The sequence below is a fragment of the Bacillus sp. JFL15 genome, from assembly GCF_001184225.1.
GTDB lineage: Bacteria > Bacillota > Bacilli > Bacillales > Bacillaceae > Bacillus > Bacillus siamensis.
Map to the genome: position 1 here is coordinate 3,050,267 of NZ_KQ236689.1, position 21,126 is coordinate 3,071,392.

19 protein-coding genes, 1 riboswitch and 1 other annotated feature are annotated in these 21,126 nt (G+C 47.4%); all 19 genes read left to right on the forward strand.

Annotated elements, in window-relative coordinates; genetic code table 11:
• The first annotated feature begins 102 nt into the window (after nucleotides 1–102).
• Nucleotides 103–4,392, forward strand: coding sequence for a S8 family peptidase (locus AD710_RS15365; protein WP_049628430.1), 4,290 nt, complete (start codon nucleotides 103–105; stop codon nucleotides 4,390–4,392).
• Nucleotides 4,393–4,607: 215 nt separating this feature from the next.
• Nucleotides 4,608–5,537 (forward strand): sigma-E processing peptidase SpoIIGA, encoded by a 930-nt coding sequence (spoIIGA, locus tag AD710_RS15370; RefSeq protein ID WP_016936201.1) that lies wholly within the window; start codon nucleotides 4,608–4,610, stop codon nucleotides 5,535–5,537.
• Nucleotides 5,538–5,594: 57 nt separating this feature from the next.
• Nucleotides 5,595–6,314: an RNA polymerase sporulation sigma factor SigE gene (gene sigE / locus AD710_RS15375; protein WP_016936200.1), complete on the forward strand. Its 720-nt coding sequence runs from the start codon at nucleotides 5,595–5,597 to the stop codon at nucleotides 6,312–6,314.
• A 140-nt stretch (nucleotides 6,315–6,454) separates the two neighbouring features.
• On the forward strand, nucleotides 6,455–7,237 hold the full coding sequence (gene sigG / locus AD710_RS15380) for an RNA polymerase sporulation sigma factor SigG (RefSeq protein WP_013352181.1): 783 nt from the start codon (nucleotides 6,455–6,457) through the stop codon (nucleotides 7,235–7,237).
• Nucleotides 7,238–7,364: 127 nt separating this feature from the next.
• Nucleotides 7,365–8,162, forward strand: a complete 798-nt coding sequence (locus AD710_RS15385) for an ABC transporter ATP-binding protein (RefSeq protein WP_049628431.1) — start codon at nucleotides 7,365–7,367, stop codon at nucleotides 8,160–8,162.
• Between the two features lie 4 nt (nucleotides 8,163–8,166).
• Nucleotides 8,167–8,274, forward strand: a riboswitch (TPP riboswitch).
• A 73-nt stretch (nucleotides 8,275–8,347) separates the two neighbouring features.
• Nucleotides 8,348–9,628 carry an acetylornithine deacetylase gene (locus tag AD710_RS15390; protein ID WP_049628830.1) on the forward strand — a complete coding sequence of 427 codons (1,281 nt, stop codon included), beginning with the start codon at nucleotides 8,348–8,350 and terminating at the stop codon, nucleotides 9,626–9,628.
• A 60-nt stretch (nucleotides 9,629–9,688) separates the two neighbouring features.
• Nucleotides 9,689–9,940, forward strand: a complete 252-nt coding sequence (locus AD710_RS15395; protein ID WP_003154415.1) for a YlmC/YmxH family sporulation protein — start codon at nucleotides 9,689–9,691, stop codon at nucleotides 9,938–9,940.
• Between the two features lie 152 nt (nucleotides 9,941–10,092).
• Entirely contained in the window at nucleotides 10,093–10,929 is an 837-nt protein-coding gene (pgeF, locus tag AD710_RS15400; RefSeq protein WP_049628432.1) for a peptidoglycan editing factor PgeF, read from the forward strand.
• Between the two features lie 6 nt (nucleotides 10,930–10,935).
• Nucleotides 10,936–11,628, forward strand: coding sequence for a YggS family pyridoxal phosphate-dependent enzyme (locus tag AD710_RS15405; RefSeq protein WP_049628433.1), 693 nt, complete (start codon nucleotides 10,936–10,938; stop codon nucleotides 11,626–11,628).
• Nucleotides 11,625–12,083, forward strand: a complete 459-nt coding sequence (gene sepF, locus AD710_RS15410; protein WP_045926086.1) for a cell division protein SepF — start codon at nucleotides 11,625–11,627, stop codon at nucleotides 12,081–12,083. The genes AD710_RS15405 and sepF overlap by 4 nt, the downstream gene beginning before the upstream one ends.
• A 6-nt stretch (nucleotides 12,084–12,089) precedes the next feature.
• Nucleotides 12,090–12,368 (forward strand): YggT family protein, encoded by a 279-nt coding sequence (locus AD710_RS15415; RefSeq protein WP_016936193.1) that lies wholly within the window; start codon nucleotides 12,090–12,092, stop codon nucleotides 12,366–12,368.
• Nucleotides 12,369–12,429: 61 nt separating this feature from the next.
• Entirely contained in the window at nucleotides 12,430–13,200 is a 771-nt protein-coding gene (locus AD710_RS15420; protein ID WP_049628434.1) for a YlmH family RNA-binding protein, read from the forward strand.
• Between the two features lie 95 nt (nucleotides 13,201–13,295).
• Complete coding sequence (divIVA, locus tag AD710_RS15425) at nucleotides 13,296–13,790, forward strand: septum site-determining protein DivIVA (protein ID WP_003154406.1); 495 nt, start codon at nucleotides 13,296–13,298, stop codon at nucleotides 13,788–13,790.
• Between the two features lie 61 nt (nucleotides 13,791–13,851).
• Nucleotides 13,852–14,079 (forward strand) — a binding site (T-box leader).
• A 51-nt stretch (nucleotides 14,080–14,130) separates the two neighbouring features.
• Nucleotides 14,131–16,896 carry an isoleucine--tRNA ligase gene (ileS, locus tag AD710_RS15430; RefSeq protein WP_016936191.1) on the forward strand — a complete coding sequence of 922 codons (2,766 nt, stop codon included), beginning with the start codon at nucleotides 14,131–14,133 and terminating at the stop codon, nucleotides 16,894–16,896.
• A gap of 151 nt (nucleotides 16,897–17,047) precedes the next feature.
• Nucleotides 17,048–17,419 carry a TraR/DksA family transcriptional regulator gene (locus tag AD710_RS15435; protein WP_049628435.1) on the forward strand — a complete coding sequence of 124 codons (372 nt, stop codon included), beginning with the start codon at nucleotides 17,048–17,050 and terminating at the stop codon, nucleotides 17,417–17,419.
• A gap of 101 nt (nucleotides 17,420–17,520) precedes the next feature.
• Nucleotides 17,521–17,982, forward strand: a complete 462-nt coding sequence (lspA, locus tag AD710_RS15440; protein ID WP_016936189.1) for a signal peptidase II — start codon at nucleotides 17,521–17,523, stop codon at nucleotides 17,980–17,982.
• A gap of 1 nt (nucleotide 17,983) precedes the next feature.
• The gene (locus AD710_RS15445; RefSeq protein WP_016936188.1) at nucleotides 17,984–18,898 is read left to right on the forward strand and encodes an RluA family pseudouridine synthase; all 915 of its coding nucleotides are present in this window, start codon (nucleotides 17,984–17,986) and stop codon (nucleotides 18,896–18,898) included.
• 188 nt (nucleotides 18,899–19,086) lie between these two features.
• Nucleotides 19,087–19,632 (forward strand): bifunctional pyr operon transcriptional regulator/uracil phosphoribosyltransferase PyrR, encoded by a 546-nt coding sequence (gene pyrR / locus AD710_RS15450; protein WP_049628436.1) that lies wholly within the window; start codon nucleotides 19,087–19,089, stop codon nucleotides 19,630–19,632.
• 153 nt (nucleotides 19,633–19,785) lie between these two features.
• Nucleotides 19,786–21,096, forward strand: coding sequence for a uracil permease PyrP (pyrP, locus tag AD710_RS15455; protein WP_049628437.1), 1,311 nt, complete (start codon nucleotides 19,786–19,788; stop codon nucleotides 21,094–21,096).
• Nucleotides 21,097–21,126: the final 30 nt, after the last annotated feature.

Consider the following 21,126-nt stretch of genomic DNA (forward strand, 5'->3'; position numbering starts at 1 on the left):
GATTGTCTACATTTAACGTACAGCATCGAAATGACAAACCATTCCAATTGAGAGGGGAGGAATACAAATTTATATTGCGTTTCCAAATAAGGGGGGATACGATTGAAGAAAAAAATGAGAAACAGATGGACAGGCTCCGTTTTAAGCGCGATTGTCGTCAGTTCACTGCTGTTTCCGGGTGCAGCCGCAGCGGAGACCACACCGGGAACAGTTTCTGCCACCAAAGATCTTTCTTCCTCTAAGAGCATTCAGCATAAGATTTCCGATTCAGTCAAGAAGCGTTTTGAGAAAAATGATAAAGTCACATTTCTCATCAAATTTAAAGAGAAAGCCGATACGAAAAAAGCGGTTAAAGAAGCAGAGAAAAACGCCAAGTCCCAATCGCTTTCCGCAGCAAAAACAGAATATCAAAAGCGGTCAGCGGTCATCTCTTCTTTAAAAGTAGCGGCTCATAATGCACAGCAGAATATAAAAACATATTTGGAAAAACAAAAAAAGAAAGGCAAGGCGGAGCGCATCCATTCCTATTATATTGTCAACGGAATGGCAGTCACGGCTTCGAAAGAGGTGATGGAGAAAGTTGCCTCATTTCCTGAAGTAGAAAAAGTTCTCCCGAATGAAAAGCGTCAGCTTACTCAATCAAAAGCTCCTTTTCAATTGAAGAAAAAACAAAAAGAGATCAAGGCAAAGGGAGGCGTTGAATGGAACATCAGCCAAATTGATGCGCCGAAGGCCTGGGCCTCAGGATACGACGGCACCGGTACGGTTGTCGCCTCGATTGATACAGGGGTTCAGTGGGATCACCCGGCGCTTAAGGAAAAATACCGGGGGCACGATCCTGAAAATCCCGCAGCGCCGAACCATGAAATGAACTGGTATGATGCCGTGTCTAAAAAAGACACGCCCTACGATGATCTTGAACACGGCACTCATGTAACAGGCACCATGACAGGTTCAGAACCTGACGGCTCAAATCAAATCGGTGTCGCTCCGGGCGCGAAATGGATCGCAGTAAAAGCATTTTCAGATGACGGAGGAACCGATGCCGATATTTTGGATGCCGGTGAGTGGGTGCTCGCGCCAAAAGATAAAAACGGCACTCCGCATCCCGAGATGGCGCCGGATGTTGTCAATAATTCCTGGGCAGGCGGTTCAGGAATGGACGAGTGGTACCGCGATATGGTGAATGCATGGAGAGCAGCCGAGATTTTTCCGGAATTCTCTGCGGGAAATGAAGACTTATTTACACCGGGAGGACCTGGTTCAATCGCAAATCCGGCCAATTATCCGGAAGCATTTGCGACAGGCGCGACTGACATCGACAAGAAACTTGCTGATTTCTCCCTTCAAGGCCCCTCACCGTATCATGAAACTAAGCCGGATATTTCGGCTCCGGGAGTGAATATCCGTTCCTCTATTCCTGGGGGGACATATGAAGGCGGCTGGAACGGAACTTCAATGGCCGGGCCGCATGTGGCGGCGACGGCGGCTTTGTTAAGGCAGGCAAACGCTTCTATTACGGTTGATGAAATGGAAGACGTTTTGACGCGCACCGCTGAAAAGCTGACAGACTCCGTTTTTCCGGAATCACCGAATAACGGCTACGGCCACGGTTTAGTCAATGCTTTTGACGCCGTTTCTGCTGTCACAGACGGAATCGGAAGCGTAGAAGGCAAAGTATCTTCTGCGGGCGAAGATCACAATCCGCCCAGCTGGCATCATGAACCCGTCCAAGTAGCTTACAAAGGGGCAAATCTGCCGTTAACGGTTACAGCAGAAGACGATGTAAGCGTAACTGAGGTGTTACTTTCCTATCAATTTGATAAAGGAGAGTGGAAAACGATCGCCGCCGTTCAAAAAAGCGGTGATGAAAAAAAGGGACTCTACCAGGCAGAAATTCCGCACGTAACGGGCAGCACGGTAAGTTATAAATGGATAATAAAAGATTTCGGGGGTCATTCTGCAGAATCTGATACGTACCGGGCTGACGTAAAACCGAGCATTACGGCGGGGTACAAAGAAGATTTTGAATCACAGCCGGCCGGCTGGTCCAGTTACGGGACACATGACCAATGGGAATGGGGGATTCCGAGTTCAGGCCCCGGCGCTGCATTTTCCGGAGATAAAGTGTATGCGACGAATCTGTCCGGACCGTATGCCGATTCGGCCAATATGAATTTAGTGATGCCTCCGATCCAGGTTCCGGATTCAGGACGGATGTTTTTGCAATTTAAAAGCTGGCACAAGCTTGAAGAATTTTTTGATTACGGGTACGTGTTCGTTCTGCCGGAAGGAAAATCGAATTGGGAGCAGGCAGCTGTTTACAATGGTGACTCCGCAGGGTGGAATGATGAAGAAGCAGACTTATCCGCGTATAAAGGCCAAAATATAAAGCTTATGTTTAATATGCAGTCAGACGAAGTACTCAATGAAGACGGATGGTATATTGATGACGTCCGGCTTTCAAGCAGTCCTCTCGGCAAGGCGGCCAAAAAAAGTAAACACAATAGACAAACACCGCCCGGCCATCTGAAGAAAAAAGCCGTCAGTCCGAAACTGGCCAAACCGGCGGTGAAATCATCCGGAAAACCGGTGAAACGTGAAACGAATCTCCTGCCGCTCAGAGCGCAAATCAGTGTCGCCGAGACGGGGAAATCCGTGTATTCCGACCCCGCAACCGGAAGCTACAGCCTGTCTCATAAAGCGGGAAACTATACGCTGAAAGCCGAGGCATACGGATTTAAACCCGCTGCAAAACAAGTTTCTGTTCAAGCGGACAAAACCGCACAGGCAGACTTTACACTGGAGCAAATGCCGTCCGGCACGCTAAAAGGAACCATCACCAATCAGTCGACAGGCGAACCGGTGGAAGGGGCCGCGCTTTATGTAGTGGAGGACGCTGCAATTGAGCCTGCGGTGACAAATGATAAAGGGGAATATTCGCTTCGGGCGTACGAAGGCTCATACACCATTAAAGTAGCCGCAAAAGGCTTTTACAACAGCGAATTTTCTGTTGACATCAAAGGGGATGCTGAAAAAAACGCCAAGCTTAAGCCGTATATCGGCTATGAAGGGGAAATTGCCTATGATAACGGGACTGAAGAAGCCGGACTGTCCTATTTTAAGGCAGGCAGCAAATCTGCCGTTAAGATGACGCTTAAAGACGGAAAAGAACACGGTATGCTGACAGGAGGCCTCTTTAAATTTTGGGGCGCGGACTGGCCTGATCCGGGCGGTACCGAATTTCAAGCAGAAGTATATGATGCATCCGGCCCTGACGGGAGCCCGGGCAGCAAAATTGCCGGCCCGTTCCAAGCTGAAGCGCTTCGAAACGGAGAATGGACCAAAGTGGATCTCAGCTCAAAAGGAATCGAGGTCGGAAAGGATTTTTATCTTGTGCTCCGCCAGACGAAACCCGATCCTTATTCACCTGCCCTGTCATCTGACGACGGCAGTCCGTATTCGAACAGAAACTGGCAATACCTCGACGGCAGCTGGTCAAAAGCCGATAAATCAGACGGAAATTTTATGATCAGGGCTTTAGTCGACTACGAAGCTTCCGTGCCTGAGATCACGTCGCCTGATGACCGGTCATTTACAAACAAGAAGTCAATCACGGTGAAAGGAACGGCTTCGCCAAGAACCGCAGTCCGCCTGACCAATAACGGTAAAACCGCCGCTGAAACGAAAGCGGATGCAGACGGCCATTTCCAGGCTGATGTTACGCTGCGTAAAGATGCCAATCGGCTGACGGCGGCATCTGTGACGGACAAGGGATCAACCGATGAGTCACGCCCTGTCACGGTCATACTCGATCAGGATAAGCCGGATGTGACGATTGACAGTCCGGCAAACGGAGATAAAACAAATAAAGAAGCGGTGACTGTAAAAGGAAAAGCTTACGACGCCCATTTAAAATGGGTGAAGGTGAACGGCAAAAAGGCCGAGTTGAGTGACGGCTCTTATCAAGCAAGAATCCTCCTGGAAAACGGCAGCAACGAAATCAAAGTCACGGCCTCAGACGAAGCGGGTAACAAAACAACGAAAAAGACGGTGATTGATGTCAATTATCACGCTCCCGTCATCTCCGGATTGGTTCCCGGAGCGGATAAAGAATTAAAAGCCGGAGAATCAGTGAAAATCGCTTTTTCAAGCGGGAAGAAATTAGACGCCTCATTCGTGATCCGTATGCCTCTGACAAACGCCCGGGCAGGGACCCAAAACGCGACGGAGCTTCCGCTGAGAGAAATTTCTCCGGGACGATATGAGGGTTACTGGACGGCGACTTCTTCCATCAAAGCAAGCGGAGCAAAAATTGACGTTATTGCAAGAGATGACTATGGAAATGAAACGAGACAGACAGCAAAAGGAAAACTTTATATCAATGAGTAAAACAGAGCGCTGCCGGGACACGGCAGCGCTTTTTTGGCTGAGACGGTCAATAGGAAATCAATCTCTTCGATCCTCGACAAATAAAACGGTTATCCCTTAAAAATTGTACTTTCCCCTCAACATTAATTGACAGACTTTCCCACAGAGCTTGCTTTATACTTATGAAACAAGAGAGAGAAACAGATATGTAAGACAAAAGAGGAAAGGGGTCAGATGTGAAAATCTATCTGGATGTCATTTGGCTGTTGAACTTTTGTTTTGATTCTCTTTTGCTTTTATTAACCGCCTTTATTTTAAAACGCCAGGTAAAAAAAAGAAGAGTGGCCGCCGGCGGTTTCATCGGATCAGCCATTGTGCTTCTGATGTTTACGCCTGTTTCTCCCTTTGTGGAGCATCCGGCGGGAAAAATGGCATTTTCAGTTGTCATCGTGCTTACGGCTTTTGGCTTTAAACGGTTTCGGTACTTTTTTCAAAATTTGTTCGCCTTTTATTTCGCGACCTTTCTCGTCGGCGGGGGAATGATCGGCGTACATTCCCTGCTGCAGACAGAATCAATTGTAAAACACGGCGCCATGGTTACGAGCCAGACCGGCTTCGGCGATCCGATCAGCTGGATATTTGTTGTCATCGGATTTCCGGCCGTATGGTTTTTTTCGAAAAAGAGAATCGAAGACATCGAGACGAAGTCCATTCAGTACGATGAACTTGTCATGGTTCAGGCAGAATTCAGCGGACAGACAATCCGCGCAAAAGGCCTGGTGGATTCCGGGAATCAGCTGTATGACCCGCTGACAAAAACGCCGGTCATGATCCTTCACATTGACAAATTCGCTCCGATTCTCAGTGAAAAGGAAACGGACATCATCAAATCTGCCAGTCCGCTTGAAGTGATAGAGCAGCTTGATGATTCGTTCCGTCATGCGGATAAGCTGAGGCTCATTCCATACAGGGGCGTCGGCCAGGACAATCAATTTTTACTCTGTTTAAAGCCGGATTACGTCACGATTATAACGAAAGACGAGATGATTGCATGTGAAAAATGCCTGATCGGCATCAGCGCGAAACAATTATCAGCGGACGGTGAATTTGACGGAATCGTTCACCCGAAGATGCTGACCGGGAAGGCTGTGAAGCATGTATCCTGACGAAAAGTCTGTTATTCATCATACTCAAAATGCATTGTATTTAGAAGGGGGAGGAAGATGAAAAAACTTAAGCTGCGTCTGACATATTTGTGGTATAAATGGCTGATGAAACTCGGACTGAAAAGTGATGAAGTATATTACATAGGAGGAAGCGAAGCGCTGCCGCCGCCTTTGTCTAAAGAAGAGGAGCAGGTGCTCTTATTAAAGCTGCCGAGCGGGGATCAGGCGGCGCGGGCCATCCTGATTGAGAGAAACTTACGCCTTGTCGTTTACATTGCCCGCAAATTCGAAAACACCGGCATCAATATCGAGGACTTAATCAGCATCGGCACAATCGGTTTGATCAAAGCGGTAAATACTTTTAATCCGGAAAAGAAAATCAAACTCGCAACCTACGCGTCGCGATGTATTGAAAACGAAATTTTAATGTACTTGCGCCGAAACAATAAAATCCGTTCAGAGGTGTCCTTTGATGAACCGCTGAACATTGATTGGGACGGAAATGAACTGCTGCTTTCGGATGTGCTCGGCACAGATGATGATATTATTACAAAAGACATTGAAGCCAATGTGGATAAAAAACTTTTGAAAAAAGCGCTTGAGCAATTAAATGATAGAGAAAAGCAGATCATGGAACTGCGATTCGGGCTTGTCGGTGAAGAAGAAAAAACACAAAAAGATGTAGCCGACATGATGGGGATTTCACAATCTTATATCTCCCGGCTCGAAAAGCGGATTATTAAAAGACTGAGAAAAGAGTTTAACAAAATGGTGTAAAATTTTTTCCATCTGACGGTCCTTACTGCTGCAAGGATTGCCGGCGCCGGATGTTTATTTCTGTAAAATAGCGGTGCATATTTTTCCCACCCGAGGAGATACTTAACGTTGTACAGCAGCTCCTAGTGGGAGGGAAAAACGTGTCAAGAAATAAAGTCGAAATTTGCGGGGTGGATACCTCCAAATTACCGGTGCTCAAGAATGAAGAGATGAGAAAGCTGTTTAAGCAATTGCAGGATGAGGGCGATGATTCAGCGAGGGAAAAGCTTGTAAACGGCAATCTGCGCCTTGTCTTAAGCGTCATTCAGAGGTTTAACAATAGAGGAGAGTATGTTGATGACTTATTTCAGGTCGGCTGCATCGGACTAATGAAATCCATTGATAATTTTGACCTAAGCCATAATGTTAAGTTTTCAACATACGCTGTACCGATGATTATCGGAGAAATCCGCAGATATTTGCGGGATAACAATCCGATCCGCGTCTCGAGGTCGCTTCGCGATATCGCATATAAAGCGCTTCAAGTAAGGGAGCGGTTAATCAGTGAGACAAGCAGGGAGCCGACAGCAGAGGAAATCGCCAAAGTTCTTGAAGTGCCCCATGAAGAAATTGTGTTTGCCCTTGACGCCATCCAAGATCCGGTATCACTGTTTGAGCCGATTTATAATGACGGCGGCGATCCGATTTACGTGATGGACCAGATCAGCGATGAGCGCAATAAGGATACACAATGGATTGAGGAGCTCGCTCTGAAAGAAGGCATGAGAAGACTGAACGAACGGGAAAAAATGATTTTGCGAAAGCGCTTTTTCCAGGGGAAAACCCAAATGGAAGTCGCAGAAGAAATCGGCATATCCCAAGCTCAGGTCTCAAGGCTTGAAAAGGCAGCCATTAAACAAATGAATAAGAATATCCATCAATAACGGAGAAAGCCTTTAAACATTGTTTTAAAGGCTTTTTTCGTGCGCCGGTTTACGTTTGCGAAAAAGTGATGTATTCTAATGTGTAAAAGTTTTAAGAAAATTGAAACAAATAAACGGGGGAACTGCAATGATTTTACAGCTGGACAATGTGTCATTAAAAAGAAACGGCCAATGGATTTTGAAAGATATCAACTGGCGCGTTGAGAAAAACGAAAATTGGGTGCTGTTCGGACTGAACGGAGCCGGAAAAACAGCCTTGCTGAATATGTTATGTTCTTATTACTTTCCCACTACAGGAGAGATGCAGGTGCTCGGCCATCAATTCGGCAAAACAGAGCTCGGTGACAGGCTCAGAAAAAAAATCGGTCTTGTTTCAGCGGGTCTGCAGCACAAATTATATGCCGCGGATTCCGCTTTTGAAATCGCCCTCAGCGGCGCGTACGCTTCAATCGGGCTTTATGAAACACCGAGTGAACAAGTGAGGGAAAAAGCGATCGGTCTTCTGAAGGATTTAGGCGCCATTAGTTTCGCGGACAGACGGTATGAAACGTTATCTCAGGGGGAAAGGCAAAGAGCGCTGATTGCGCGGGCGCTTATGGCTGATCCGGAACTGCTGATTTTGGATGAGCCCGTGACGGGTCTCGATTTTATGGCAAGAGAGCAGCTGCTGGACACGATAACGTCGATCGCTGAAAAAGAAAATTCGCCGTCCATCCTTTATGTCACTCATCATGCTGAAGAAATTCTGCCGGTATTTGATCAGGCGCTGCTTTTAAAACAAGGCGAGGTGTTCGCTGCCGGGAAAATCAAGGACATGCTTTCTGACGAGCGGCTTACAGCATTTTTCGATATGCCTGTCAATGTCTTATGGAACAACGGCCGTCCATTTTTAACGCGTGCAAAAGCGGCATCATCCGTCAAATAAAATCAATTCACCCTGGGGGTGCTGCTTACATGCAGCTGAGAGAGACGTTGGTCTCAACCCTTACGGACCTGATCCGGATCATGCCGGCGGAGGGAAGCGGTGAAAAAAAGCGGAGGAAAATCCGTTTTTACCCGTTTCATTTGATGAAACGGGTTTTTTTAATACAGCAAAAGGAGAGATGTTCAATGAACCAGCTTGACATGCTGCTGCAGCAGGCGGATAAACGGCGGGACGATTTAATACATATTGCTGAAAGGTTGATTGCCTTTCCGACACCGGCTCCGCCTGCAAGAAATACAGCAGAAGCTCAGAAGTGGGTGGCCGGATTTTTAAAAGAAATGGGCTGCTCGGTCGATATGTGGGATGTGTACCCGGAAGACCCGAACGTAGTCGGTGTTTTAAAAGGGACAGATTCAAGCGGGCATCAAAGCCTGATTTTAAACGGACACATTGACGTAGCCGAAGTCAGGGATGAAGACTGGGACTCTGACCCGTTTCAGCCGCTCGTTAAAGCCGGCATGCTGATCGGAAGAGGCGCCGCTGATATGAAAGGCGGATTGGCGTGTGTTCTATTTTCTCTGAAGCTGATACATGATGCAGGCATTGAGCTTGCGGGCGACCTCATTGTACAGTCTGTGATCGGAGAAGAAGTCGGCGAGGCGGGGACGCTGGAATGCTGCAAACGCGGCTATCACGCGGATTTTGCGGTTGTCGCGGATACGAGCAGCCTGCATATTCAAGGGCAGGGCGGAGTCATCACCGGCTGGATAGAATTGAAAAGCAAACAAACATTTCATGACGGCATGAGGCGCAATATGATTCATGCGGGCGGAGGCACATTCGGAGCGAGCGCAATCGAAAAAATGGCGAAAATCATCACTGCCTTGGGAGAGCTGGAACGCCACTGGGCGGTAACGAAAAGCTATCCCGGCTTTGCGCCAGGCACCAATACGATCAACCCCGCCGTTATTGAAGGGGGAAGGCACGCAGCGTTTGTCGCCGATGAATGCCGATTATGGATTACCGTCCACTTTTACCCGAACGAAACGCACGAACAAGCTGCTGCAGAAATCGAAGACTATATCAATCGTGTCTCTGACGGTGATCTGTGGCTCAGGGAAAACAGGCCGGTGTTCAAATGGGGCGGATCTTCCATGATTGAAGACAGAGGAGAGGTGTTCCCGGCGCTGGAAATCGACCCGGACCATCCGGCCGTTTCTGTTCTGGCGGAATCGCACTCAGCCGTCAAACAACAGGAGCCCGTCATTGATGTTTCCCAAACCGTAACAGACGGAGGATGGCTTTATCATGCCGGGATTCCGAGCGTCATATACGGCCCCGGCGATTTAAAAAACGCCCATTCCGTAAACGAAGAAGTATCCGTCGATGAGCTGATGGACTATACGAAAATCATGCTGAGATTTATCCACACCTGGTGCAGCCGCAAAAAAGATTGCCCGATGTGACAAGGTTCAGCCCGGCCGCTCATATAATAGGAAAAAGAACGGGCAAAGGGCGTGATACAAATGATCAGCATATCTGAATTTCAAATAAAAGATGTAGTAAACGTGTCGAACGGAAAAAAACTCGGAAGCATCGGTGATATTGATATTAACGTGACAACGGGAAAAATTCAGGCGATTATTTTAGGCGGCAGCGGAAAAGTTCTCGGTTTTTTCGGAAAAGAAGAGGAAATGATCATTCCTTGGCGAAATATAGTTAAAATTGGGGAAGATGTCATCTTAGTGCGTGTAAACGAACCAAAGGGGGGAGCATAAACCTCCCTTTACTTGTAAAAAGCCGGAAATCTCAATGTTTCCGGCACATTTATTTATCTCATTTTTCAATCAGCCGCTAAACGTATGCTTAAAATTGTGTTAAAATGAGTGGGAAATTCGCTTTTTAATGTTTGTCGAAAGGTTGGATCTTCATGAATACATATCACCCGTTTAGTTTTACCACCCCCTCGGCACTCATGATAGAAGACTGGAACCGTGTGAATCAGCATAACACAAAGGTCATCGCCGGATTCACAACGAAAAACGGCGGTGTCAGCAATCCTCCGTATGAGTCATTAAATACCGGATTGCACGTCCGGGACGAAGCTCATGATGTTGTGAAAAACCGTGAAATCATAGCGTCCTTATGCGGTACTGATCTGGATTCCTGGGTATTCGCCGATCAGACACATGAAAACCGCATCCGATGCGTGACAGCGGGAGATAAAGGAAAAGGGGCGAGAGACTATTCCTCCGCATTCCGCGGGACGGACGGGCTCTATACGAAAGATACGGATCTTTTTTTGGCCCTGTGTTTTGCAGACTGTGTGCCTTTGTATTTTTATGACCCGGTGAAATCCATGATCGGCGCTGCCCATGCCGGATGGAAGGGGACGGTCAGACAAATCGGGCGCATCATGACGGAACGCTGGGTAACCGAAGAAGGCTCCCGCTTAACAGATATTCAGGCCGTCATCGGTCCGTCCATCAGCGCGGACAGCTATACCGTCGACGACCGCGTCATCAATGAAGTCCGGGCGCTGCCGTTTTCCGCAGAATCCGCCATCCGCGAAACGGAAAAAGGCCGGTATCAGCTTGATTTAAAAGAGGTCAACCGCCTTCTTCTGATACATTGCGGCATTCCGGAAGAAAACATTTCAGTCAGCGGTTTATGCACCGAACAAGAGCGTGAACTATTCTTTTCACATCGCCGCGACAAAGGAAAAACGGGACGCATGATGTCCTTTATCGGAATGAAGGAGGCTTAAGTTATCTTGCGTGTTGCTGATCAATTACGACATATAAACGAAAGAATAAACGAAGCATGTAACAGATCGGGCCGAAGCCCCGAAGATGTAACTGTCATCGCGGTTACAAAATACGTATCAGCCGAAAGGGCTCAAGAGGCCGTGGATGCCGGTATTACAAGTCTGGGAGAAAACCGGGATGCCGAGCTTATCCGTAAGCAGGATGTCATTAAAGGCAGCCCCGTGTGGCACTTTATCGGCAGTCTTCAGTCCAGAAAGGTGAAGACCGTCGTTGACCGTGTATCTTATATACATTCCTTAGACAGACTGTCATTGGCTAAAGAAATTGAAAAACGGGCGCAGCATGCGGTTCGCTGTTTTGTGCAGGTGAATACTTCGCTTGAGCCGTCTAAGCACGGTTTGAAAACAGAGGAGGTCATCCCCTTTATCAGAGAGCTTTCTGAGTTTAGAAACATTTCTGTAGAGGGCCTGATGACGATGGCTCCCCTGACAGACGATACAGAAACGATCAGAGCCTGTTTCCGGCAATTGCGTGATCTGAGGGACCAGGTGCAGGAGCTGAACCAGACAAACGCACCGTGCCGGGAACTGTCAATGGGCATGTCAAATGATTATGAAATCGCTGTTGAAGAGGGCGCTACTTTTATCAGAATCGGCTCTTCATTAGTCGGAAATGAAACGGGGGGTGTAAACAAATGAGCATGAAAAATAAACTGAAAAACTTTTTCTCGATGGATGAGGAGGAGTACGAATACGAATACATTGAAACGGAGCAGGATCGTCCGGAAGAGCATGAACAGCAGAAAGATAAACAGAATGCCTACGCTCAGAAGCCTGCGGGCAAACAGAACGTAGTAAGCTTGCAAAGTGTTCAGAAATCCTCTAAAGTGGTGTTGAGTGAACCGCGTGTATATGCGGAAGCGCAGGAAATCGCCGATCATTTAAAGAACAGGCGGGCGGTTGTCGTCAATCTTCAGCGCATCCAGCATGATCAGGCGAAAAGAATCGTCGACTTTTTAAGCGGAACCGTCTATGCCATCGGCGGCGACATTCAAAGAATCGGTTCGGATATTTTTCTGTGCACGCCTGATAATGTCGATGTTTCCGGCACGATTTCGGAGCTTATAAATGAAGACGAACATCAGAGGTGGTAAAGCAGGATGATTCTTTATCAAATTTTTTCCGTTCTGAGTTATTTAATTTACATCTACTCGTTTGCCCTGATTATCTACATCTTTATGTCATGGGTGCCGAGTACGAGAGAAACGGCGGTCGGACGGTTTCTCGCATCGATTTGCGAACCGTATTTAGAGCCGTTCAGAAGGATCATTCCGCCCATTGCCATGCTGGATATATCCCCGATTGTAGCGATTATCGTGCTTCGGTTTGCCACGACGGGACTTTGGGGCCTATACCGCATGATCGCAATGTATACTTGAATGCGACAGTTTGATACGGGCTTGGCACCAGCCAAGCCTCTTTACATAGAAAGGAAAGAACATGAGCGATATTTACCAGCACTTCAGACACGACGAGCGGCCTTTTATCGACCAGGCGCTTGAATGGAAAGAGATTGTCCTGGACCAATATCGGATGAAGCTGACCGATTTCTTAGATCCGCGGGAACAGGTGATTGTAAAAGCCGTCATCGGCGATGCGTGCGGTCTTGCCTTTTTCGGGGGATATGACAGAGCTGAGCGCAAACGCGCGATTTTATACCCTGAATATATGGAACCTGGACAAGATGATTTTGAGCTTCAGGCCTTTGACGTTCAATACGCTGAAAAATTCGTCAGCATCGATCACCGCTCTCTTCTCGGATCATTAATGGGGATCGGGTTAAAGCGGCAGAAATACGGCGACCTGATTTTCTCAGAGGAAGCCGTGCAGCTTATCGTTTCCGGTGAAATCGCTGATTTTGTCGGCACTCAGCTGACCAAAGCGGGCAAAGCGCCGGTAAAGCTTGAGAAAATCGCACTTTCAGCCCTTCACATTCCCGCTTCAGATGTCGAAATAAGGGATGACACGGTTTCTTCATTGCGCCTCGACGCCGTCTGCGCTTCAATGAGCAGGCAATCCCGGCAGAAAGCGCAGACCCTTGTGAAGAACGGGCTCGTTAAGGTGAATTGGAAAGCCGTTGAGGATCCGTCCTATCAGGTTGCTGAAGGGGACATGCTCTCGATTCGGGGCTTCGGACGATGCAGTTTGACAAAAGTAGACGGAAAAACGAAAAAAGACAAATGGAAAGTCACATTCGAACGGCAAAAATGAGTCGTTTTTTCAGATTTTTTCTCCATCTATGGCCGTATTTGTTTTATAATGTGAACTAGATAACCGTACTGAAATGTAAAAATGGAGGTGGCAATATGCCATTAACACCGAATGATATCCATAACAAAACGTTTACAAAAGGTTTTCGCGGATATGATGAAGATGAAGTAAATGAATTTTTAATGCAGGTCAGAAAAGATTACGAAATCGCACTCCGTAAAAAAACGGAGCTTGAGGCGAAAGTGAACGAGCTGGATGAAAAAATCGGCCACTTTGCCAATATTGAAGAAACGCTGAATAAGTCAATTCTCGTAGCTCAAGAAGCGGCAGAAGACGTAAAGCGCAATTCGCAGAAAGAGGCGAAGCTGATCGTCCGTGAAGCAGAAAAAAATGCTGATCGAATCATCAATGAGTCGCTTTCTAAATCAAGAAAAATCGCAATGGAAATTGAAGAGCTGAAAAAACAGTCTAAAGTGTTCAGAACGCGTTTCCAAATGCTGATTGAGGCGCAGCTCGACCTGCTGAAAAACGATGATTGGGATCATCTGTTAGAATACGAAGTCGACGCGGTATTTGAGGAAAAAGAATAATTTTCAGATTTTCTTGACATTCTCCGGCCCGTTCGAATATAATACGTTCATAAATTCAGATGAAAAGACGATGAAAGGGACCGGCGTGACTCAAAGCAGGCCATAAAGCGAACCGGGGAAGGTGAAAGCCCGGGATGGCCGGAATCATGCAGATCAGCCCTTTAGTTTCCTTTCTGAACCGAGAGTAGGAAAGGACGTTCCATCACGTTACGATGTTCGAGAGGAAAAGACGGATGATCCGTTTTTTCTAAAAGGGTGGTACCGCGAGATAAGCTTTCTCGTCCCTTATGGGATGAGAGGGCTTTTTTTATTTTCTGAAAAATGTTGTGGAGGAATGAAAATGGATTACAAAGATACGCTGTTAATGCCGAAAACAGATTTTCCGATGCGCGGAAATCTGCCGAACCGTGAGCCGGACATGCAGAAAGAATGGGAGGAGCAGGATATTTACCGTCTTGTTCAAGAACGGACGAAAGACCGCCCGAAATTCGTACTGCATGACGGACCTCCTTATGCAAACGGAGACATCCACATGGGTCATGCCCTGAATAAAATCCTGAAAGATTTTATCGTCCGCTATAAATCAATGAGCGGCTACAACGCACCGTATGTGCCGGGATGGGACACGCACGGTCTGCCGATTGAAACGGCACTGACAAAAAACAAAAAAGTGAACCGGAAAGAAATGTCCGTAGCCGATTTCCGCAAGCTTTGCGAAGAATATGCATGGCAGCAGATCGAAAGACAGCGCGAACAATTCAAGCGTCTCGGCGTAAGAGGCGATTGGGAAAACCCTTATGTTACGCTTCAGCCTGAATTTGAAGCGCAGCAGATCCGCGTTTTCGGCGAAATGGCGAAAAGAGGCTATATTTATAAAGGCCTGAAGCCAGTCAACTGGTCGCCTTCAAGTGAATCTGCCTTAGCAGAAGCGGAAATTGAATATCAGGACAAACGTTCGGCATCCATTTATGTTGCATTTAAGGTGAAAGACGGTAAAGGTGTTCTCGAGAACGGAGAAAGCTTTATTATCTGGACGACGACGCCGTGGACAATGCCTGCCAACCTCGGAATTTCCGTTCATCCTGATCTTGAATACAATGTCATCAAGGTTGGAGACAAGCGTTATGTAGTAGCGGCTGAATTAATCGAAAGCGTAGCGGAGGCATGCGGCTTTGAAAATCCTGAAGTTGTCGCATCGTATAAAGGCAGAGAGTTAGAATACATCACTGCAGAACATCCGCTGTACGGCAGAGATTCACTCGTCATGCTCGGTGACCACGTCACAACCGATGCCGGAACAGGCTGTGTTCATACGGCTCCGGGGCACGGGGAAGATGACTTTATCGTCGGCCAAAAGTACGGCTTAGAAGTACTTTGCCCTGTCGATGAAAAAGGCAACATGACCGACGAAGCGCCGGGCTTTGAAGGAATGTTTTACGATAAAGCCAATAAACCGATCACGGAGAAGCTTGAAGAAAACGGCGCGCTCTTAAAGCTCGAGTTTATTACACACTCTTATCCGCATGACTGGAGAACAAAAAAACCGACTATCTTCAGAGCGACAGCGCAATGGTTTGCGTCAATTAAAGATTTCAGACCGGAGCTGCTTGATGCCATCAAACAAACGAAGTGGGTGCCGGAGTGGGGCGAACAGCGCCTTTACAACATGGTGCGTGACCGCGGCGACTGGTGTATTTCAAGACAGCGTGTCTGGGGCGTTCCGATCCCGGTATTTTATGCTGAAAACGGTGAGCCGATCATCACCGACGAAACGATTGAACACGTTTCTGAGCTGTTCAAACAGCACGGCTCAAACGTCTGGTTTGAAAGAGAGGCAAAAGACCTTCTGCCGGAAGGATTTACACATCCGGGAAGTCCGAACGGAATCTTCACGAAAGAGCAAGACATTATGGATGTATGGTTTGATTCAGGTTCTTCTCATCAGGCCGTTCTTGAGGAACGTGATGATCTCGTCCGCCCGGCTGATTTATACCTTGAAGGCTCTGACCAATACCGTGGCTGGTTTAACTCATCTCTTTCAACCGCCGTTGCAGTCACCGGCAAAGCGCCGTATAAAGGCGTATTAAGCCATGGATTTACACTTGATGCAAACGGCCGTAAAATGAGTAAATCACTCGGCAATACGATTGAGCCGACAAAAATCGCAAAACAGCTTGGAGCTGAAATTCTGCGTTTATGGGTTTCTTCCGTAAACTATCAGGCCGATCACCCGGTTTCTGAAGATATTCTGAAGCAGGTCGCGGAAGTATACCGGAAAGTCCGCAACACGTTCCGTTTCCTTCACGGCAACCTGTTCGATTTCGATCCAAGCGTCAATGCCGTTGATGTAAAAGATCTTCGTGAAGTGGATCAATATATGCTGATCAAGCTGAATAAGCTGATCGATAAAGTGAAAAAAGCGTACGATGAATACGAATTTGCGGTTGTTTATCACAGCATTCATAATTTCTGTACGATCGAGCTCAGCTCTTTCTATCTTGATTTCGCAAAAGATGTCGTGTACATCGAGCATGCGGATCATCCGGACCGCCGCAGCATGCAGACCGTCTTTTATGAAACGCTGCTGGCGTTAGTGAAGCTGACTGCGCCGATTCTCCCTCATACGGCGGATGAAATGTGGTCTCACTTATCATTTGTTGAAGAAGCGAGCGTGCAGCTTACAGATATGCCGGAAACCATCTCTGTTCCGGACAGTCAAGCGACAGAAGAAAAATTCGACCGCTTCATGGAGCTTCGCAATGACGTGCTGAAAGCTTTGGAAATGGCCCGTAACGAAAAAATTATCGGAAGATCATTGGAAGCGAGTCTGACTTTGTATCCGAACAAAGAAAACCGCGACCTCTTGTCATCCATTAAAGAAAATATCGCACAGCTGTTTATCGTCTCGGAACTGACAGTAAAAGACGAAAGCGAAGCGCCGGAAAACGCGCAAAGCTTCACAACAGGAAAAATGACCGTAGAAAAAGCGGAAGGTCAGATGTGTGAGCGGTCCCGCGTGATTTCTAAAGATGTCGGCGCCAATCCGAAGTATCCGACATTATCACTGCGCAATGCGGAAATCGTTGAAAAATATTATCAAAATTAATGAATGAGAAAGCGCCCGGCTGACAGCCGGGCGTTTTTTTTTACATGCCACTAATGTCATCGATTAGAACGATAGGAAAAATCTTATGGGCTTCAAATGGCGCTCTGGGGGCAACAATAAAGCTATAAATCAAGAGCAGGAGTTGTGATGAATGAATGATCAACTGACCGCAATCCACACGGAGCTTCTCATGATGAAAGAAGAACTTCAATCAAGATTATTCGAATATTCTTGCTTTCAAATGTCAGCATCTGTTGAACCTTCAATGAACGACCAAGAAGCAACTCTGATCTATCATATAAAAGAAGAACTGCAGGATGTTCTTCTTGCCCTGTCTAAGTTTGAAAACAATACGTACGGTTATTGTGAAAAAACAGGCGACCCCATTCCGATTGACAAGCTTGCGGTATTGCCGACGGCCAGAACCGCTGATGATTTTTATTATCCCGCTCAATTTGAAAAGAAAACCCTTCCATACTGGGTACCCGGAGACTATGCATATGATCAGGCGCTGTATGAGTGACAGCGTCTGTCTTCATGCCCTTATGATCTGCCTTTACTCCGGCATCTTTTACTGATAAAATTCATAAAGGATAAAAGTAACTGTATACTGGAGGAACGTGTGTGCTTTATTATCTTATCGCTCTTTTTATTATTATTGCCGACCAATTAACCAAATGGCTTGTCGTCAGCCATATGGAATTGGGACAAAGCATACCTGTCATCGATCAGGTGCTTTATATCACCTCTCATCGCAACACGGGAGCGGCATGGGGAATTTTAGCCGGCCAAATGTGGTTTTTCTACGTCATTACCATCGCCGTGATTATCGGAATCGTTTATTACATACAGCGTTATGCAAAAGGGCAGATGTTACTCGGAATTTCTCTCGGCTTAATGCTGGGGGGTGCAGCCGGAAACTTTATCGACCGGGCAGCACGCCAGGAAGTAGTCGATTTTATTCACGTCATCATCGTGAATTATCACTATCCGATTTTTAATATCGCGGACTCCTCACTGTGCGTCGGCGTCATACTTTTATTTATTCATATGCTGTTTGACAGCGGGAAAAAGAAGGAGCAATAACATGAATCAATTTGAGATAACCGTTCAGCCTGAACAAAAAAGCGAACGGATTGATAAATTTTTGGCCGCAGCAGGAGAAAACTGGTCACGCACTCAGGTGCAGCAATGGGTGAAAGAGGGACTGGTAACCGTTAACGGCAAATCCGTCAAAGCCAACTACAAAATGCAGCCCGGCGATCAGGTAACCGTCACCATTCCTGAACCGGAAGAACTGGACGTGCTTGCAGAGCCGATGGATCTGGATATTTACTATGAGGATCAGGACGTCTTGGTTGTGAACAAACCGCGGGGCATGGTCGTACATCCGGCGCCCGGCCATGTGACAGGGACGCTCGTAAACGGACTGATGGCTCACTGCAATGATCTTTCAGGCATTAACGGCGTCATGCGCCCGGGAATCGTCCATCGTATTGATAAAGATACCTCCGGCCTGTTAATGGTCGCCAAAAACGATATGGCGCATGAATCACTCGTTAATCAGCTCGTCAATAAAACCGTGACGAGAAAGTACACAGCGGTTGTGCACGGGTTGATTTCACATGATGACGGAACGATTGACGCTCCGATCGGAAGAGATAAGAAAGACCGTCAAAGCATGACCGTAACAAGAGAAGGCAGCAAAAACGCCGTCACGCATTTCCACGTGCTTGAGCGTTTTCAGGACTTCACGCTCGTAGAGTGCCGTCTTGAAACCGGAAGAACGCATCAAATCCGCGTTCATATGAAATATATCGGGTTTCCTTTGGCAGGCGACCCGAAGTACGGACCGAGAAAAACCATTGATTTCAACGGTCAGGCGCTTCATGCCGGAATATTAGGTTTTGATCATCCGCGGACGGGCGAATACATGGAGTTTGAAGCGCCCCTTCCTGAAGATATGAAAAAACTCATTGAACATTTGAGAAATAGCCATTGACAGCGACTTTCTTTTCTGAAATAATAAAAACAAGCTGAATAGATTCTTTAACACAGTCCAGAGAGGCTGAGAAGGATAACGGAAAGGACAGAAGAGATACGTGTGTGTCTTCGTCCTGGAAAGGAACCCCTCTATGCTCTGGCAGGAGGGGTTTTTTCTTCTTATATACGAATGGAGAGGTGTCACGAGTGAATCAAAAAGCTGTTATTCTCGACGAACAGGCCATCAGAAGGGCGCTCACAAGGATAGCCCATGAAATGATCGAACGGAATAAAGGAATGAATGACTGCATTCTTGTAGGGATTAAAACAAGAGGCATTTATTTAGCAAAGCGGCTGGCGGAACGGATCGAACAGATTGAAGGAAATCCGGTCACCGTCGGAGAAATTGATATTACCCTTTACCGTGACGATCTCACAAAAAAAACGAGCAATGAGGAACCGCTTGTAAAAGGCGCGGACATTCCGGCTGATATCACAGACCAAAAGGTCATTGTGGTCGATGATGTGCTTTTTACCGGCCGGACGGTGAGAGCGGCGATGGATGCACTCGTTGATGTCGGACGGCCGTCATCGATACAGCTTGCCGTGCTTGTTGACAGAGGGCACCGGGAGCTGCCGATCAGAGCGGACTATATCGGGAAAAACATCCCGACTTCAAAAGCTGAAAAAGTGATGGTTCAGCTGAGCGAAGTTGATCAGACTGATATGGTCGCCATATACGAAAATGAATAATCACCCTTTTTAAATGCATTCCAGAGAGTCTGCAAAGAGGATTTTAAAACACAAAGCCGGGCGGATCGACGCGGCCGGGTTTTGTATGCCTCTTTGCGTATAAGCAAAGAGGTTTTTTTATACCATTTGAAAGTCAACCGGGAGGAAAACGCCATGAGTAAGAAAAAAGTAAACCTGGGAGTCAGGGACGTCCCCAATCCATTGTCCTGGCTGTCATTCAGCCTGCAGCATTTATTCGCCATGTTCGGCTCAACCATACTCGTGCCGAAACTGGTCGGAATGAGCCCGGCAGTGGCGCTTGTCACGAGCGGAATCGGGACACTCGCCTATCTCTTGGTGACAAAAGGGCGGATTCCCGCTTATCTCGGCTCATCATTCGCTTTTATATCACCGATTATCTTGGTGAAAGCGGCGGGAGGGCCGGGGGCTGCCATGGTCGGCGCCTTCCTGGCGGGAATTGTGTACGGCCTGATCGCACTGCTCATCAGGCAGCTTGGAACGGGGTGGCTGATGAAGCTGCTGCCCCCGGTGGTCGTCGGACCGGTCATCATCGTCATCGGCCTCGGATTGGCGAGTACAGCCGTCAATATGGCAATGTATGCCGATCCGAATGCGAAGGAACTCGTCTACAGCCTGAAACATTTCAGTGTAGCCGGCGTCACTTTGGCCATCACCATTATCTGCGCCATCTTTTTACGGGGATTTTTAAGCCTGATTCCGGTACTGATCGGCATTATAGGCGGCTATCTGTTTGCGCTGACACAGGGCATCGTCAATTTCCAGCCGGTCATTGATGCAAAATGGTTCGCCGTTCCTGAATTTATCATCCCTTTCAAAGACTATACGCCGTCAGTGACGTTGGGCATTGCGGCTGCGATGGTGCCGGTCGCTTTCGTGACAATGTCAGAACATATCGGCCATCAAATGGTGCTGAGTAAAGTTGTCGGACAGGATTTCATTAAAAAGCCGGGACTGCACCGCTCCATAATGGGGGACAGTGTTGCGACGATCATCGCTTCGTTAATCGGCGGCCCGCCGACGACGACATACGGTGAGAACATCGGAGTACTGGCAATTACGAGAGTGTTCAGCGTCTTTGTCATCGGCGGCGCCGGCGTGATTGCGCTGTGCTTCGGATTTATCGGCAAAGTTTCGGCGCTGATCAGCTCTGTTCCCTCAGCGGTTATGGGAGGCGTTTCCTTCCTGCTCTTCGGAATCATCGCCTCCAGCGGCTTGAGAATGCTGATTGACAACAACATTGATTATGAAAACAAGCGAAATTTAATTATCACATCCGTCATCCTCGTGATCGGCGTCGGCGGTGCGTTCATTCAAGTATCAAAAGGCGGGTTTCAAATATCCGGCATGGCGCTTGCGGCAATCGTCGGAGTCATTCTGAACCTTGTCCTGCCGCACATAAATGACGAAGAAACGGACGTAACGGAAAAACAAAATCATATGTAAACCTTTTAAAGAAAGTCCAGAGAGGCTTGG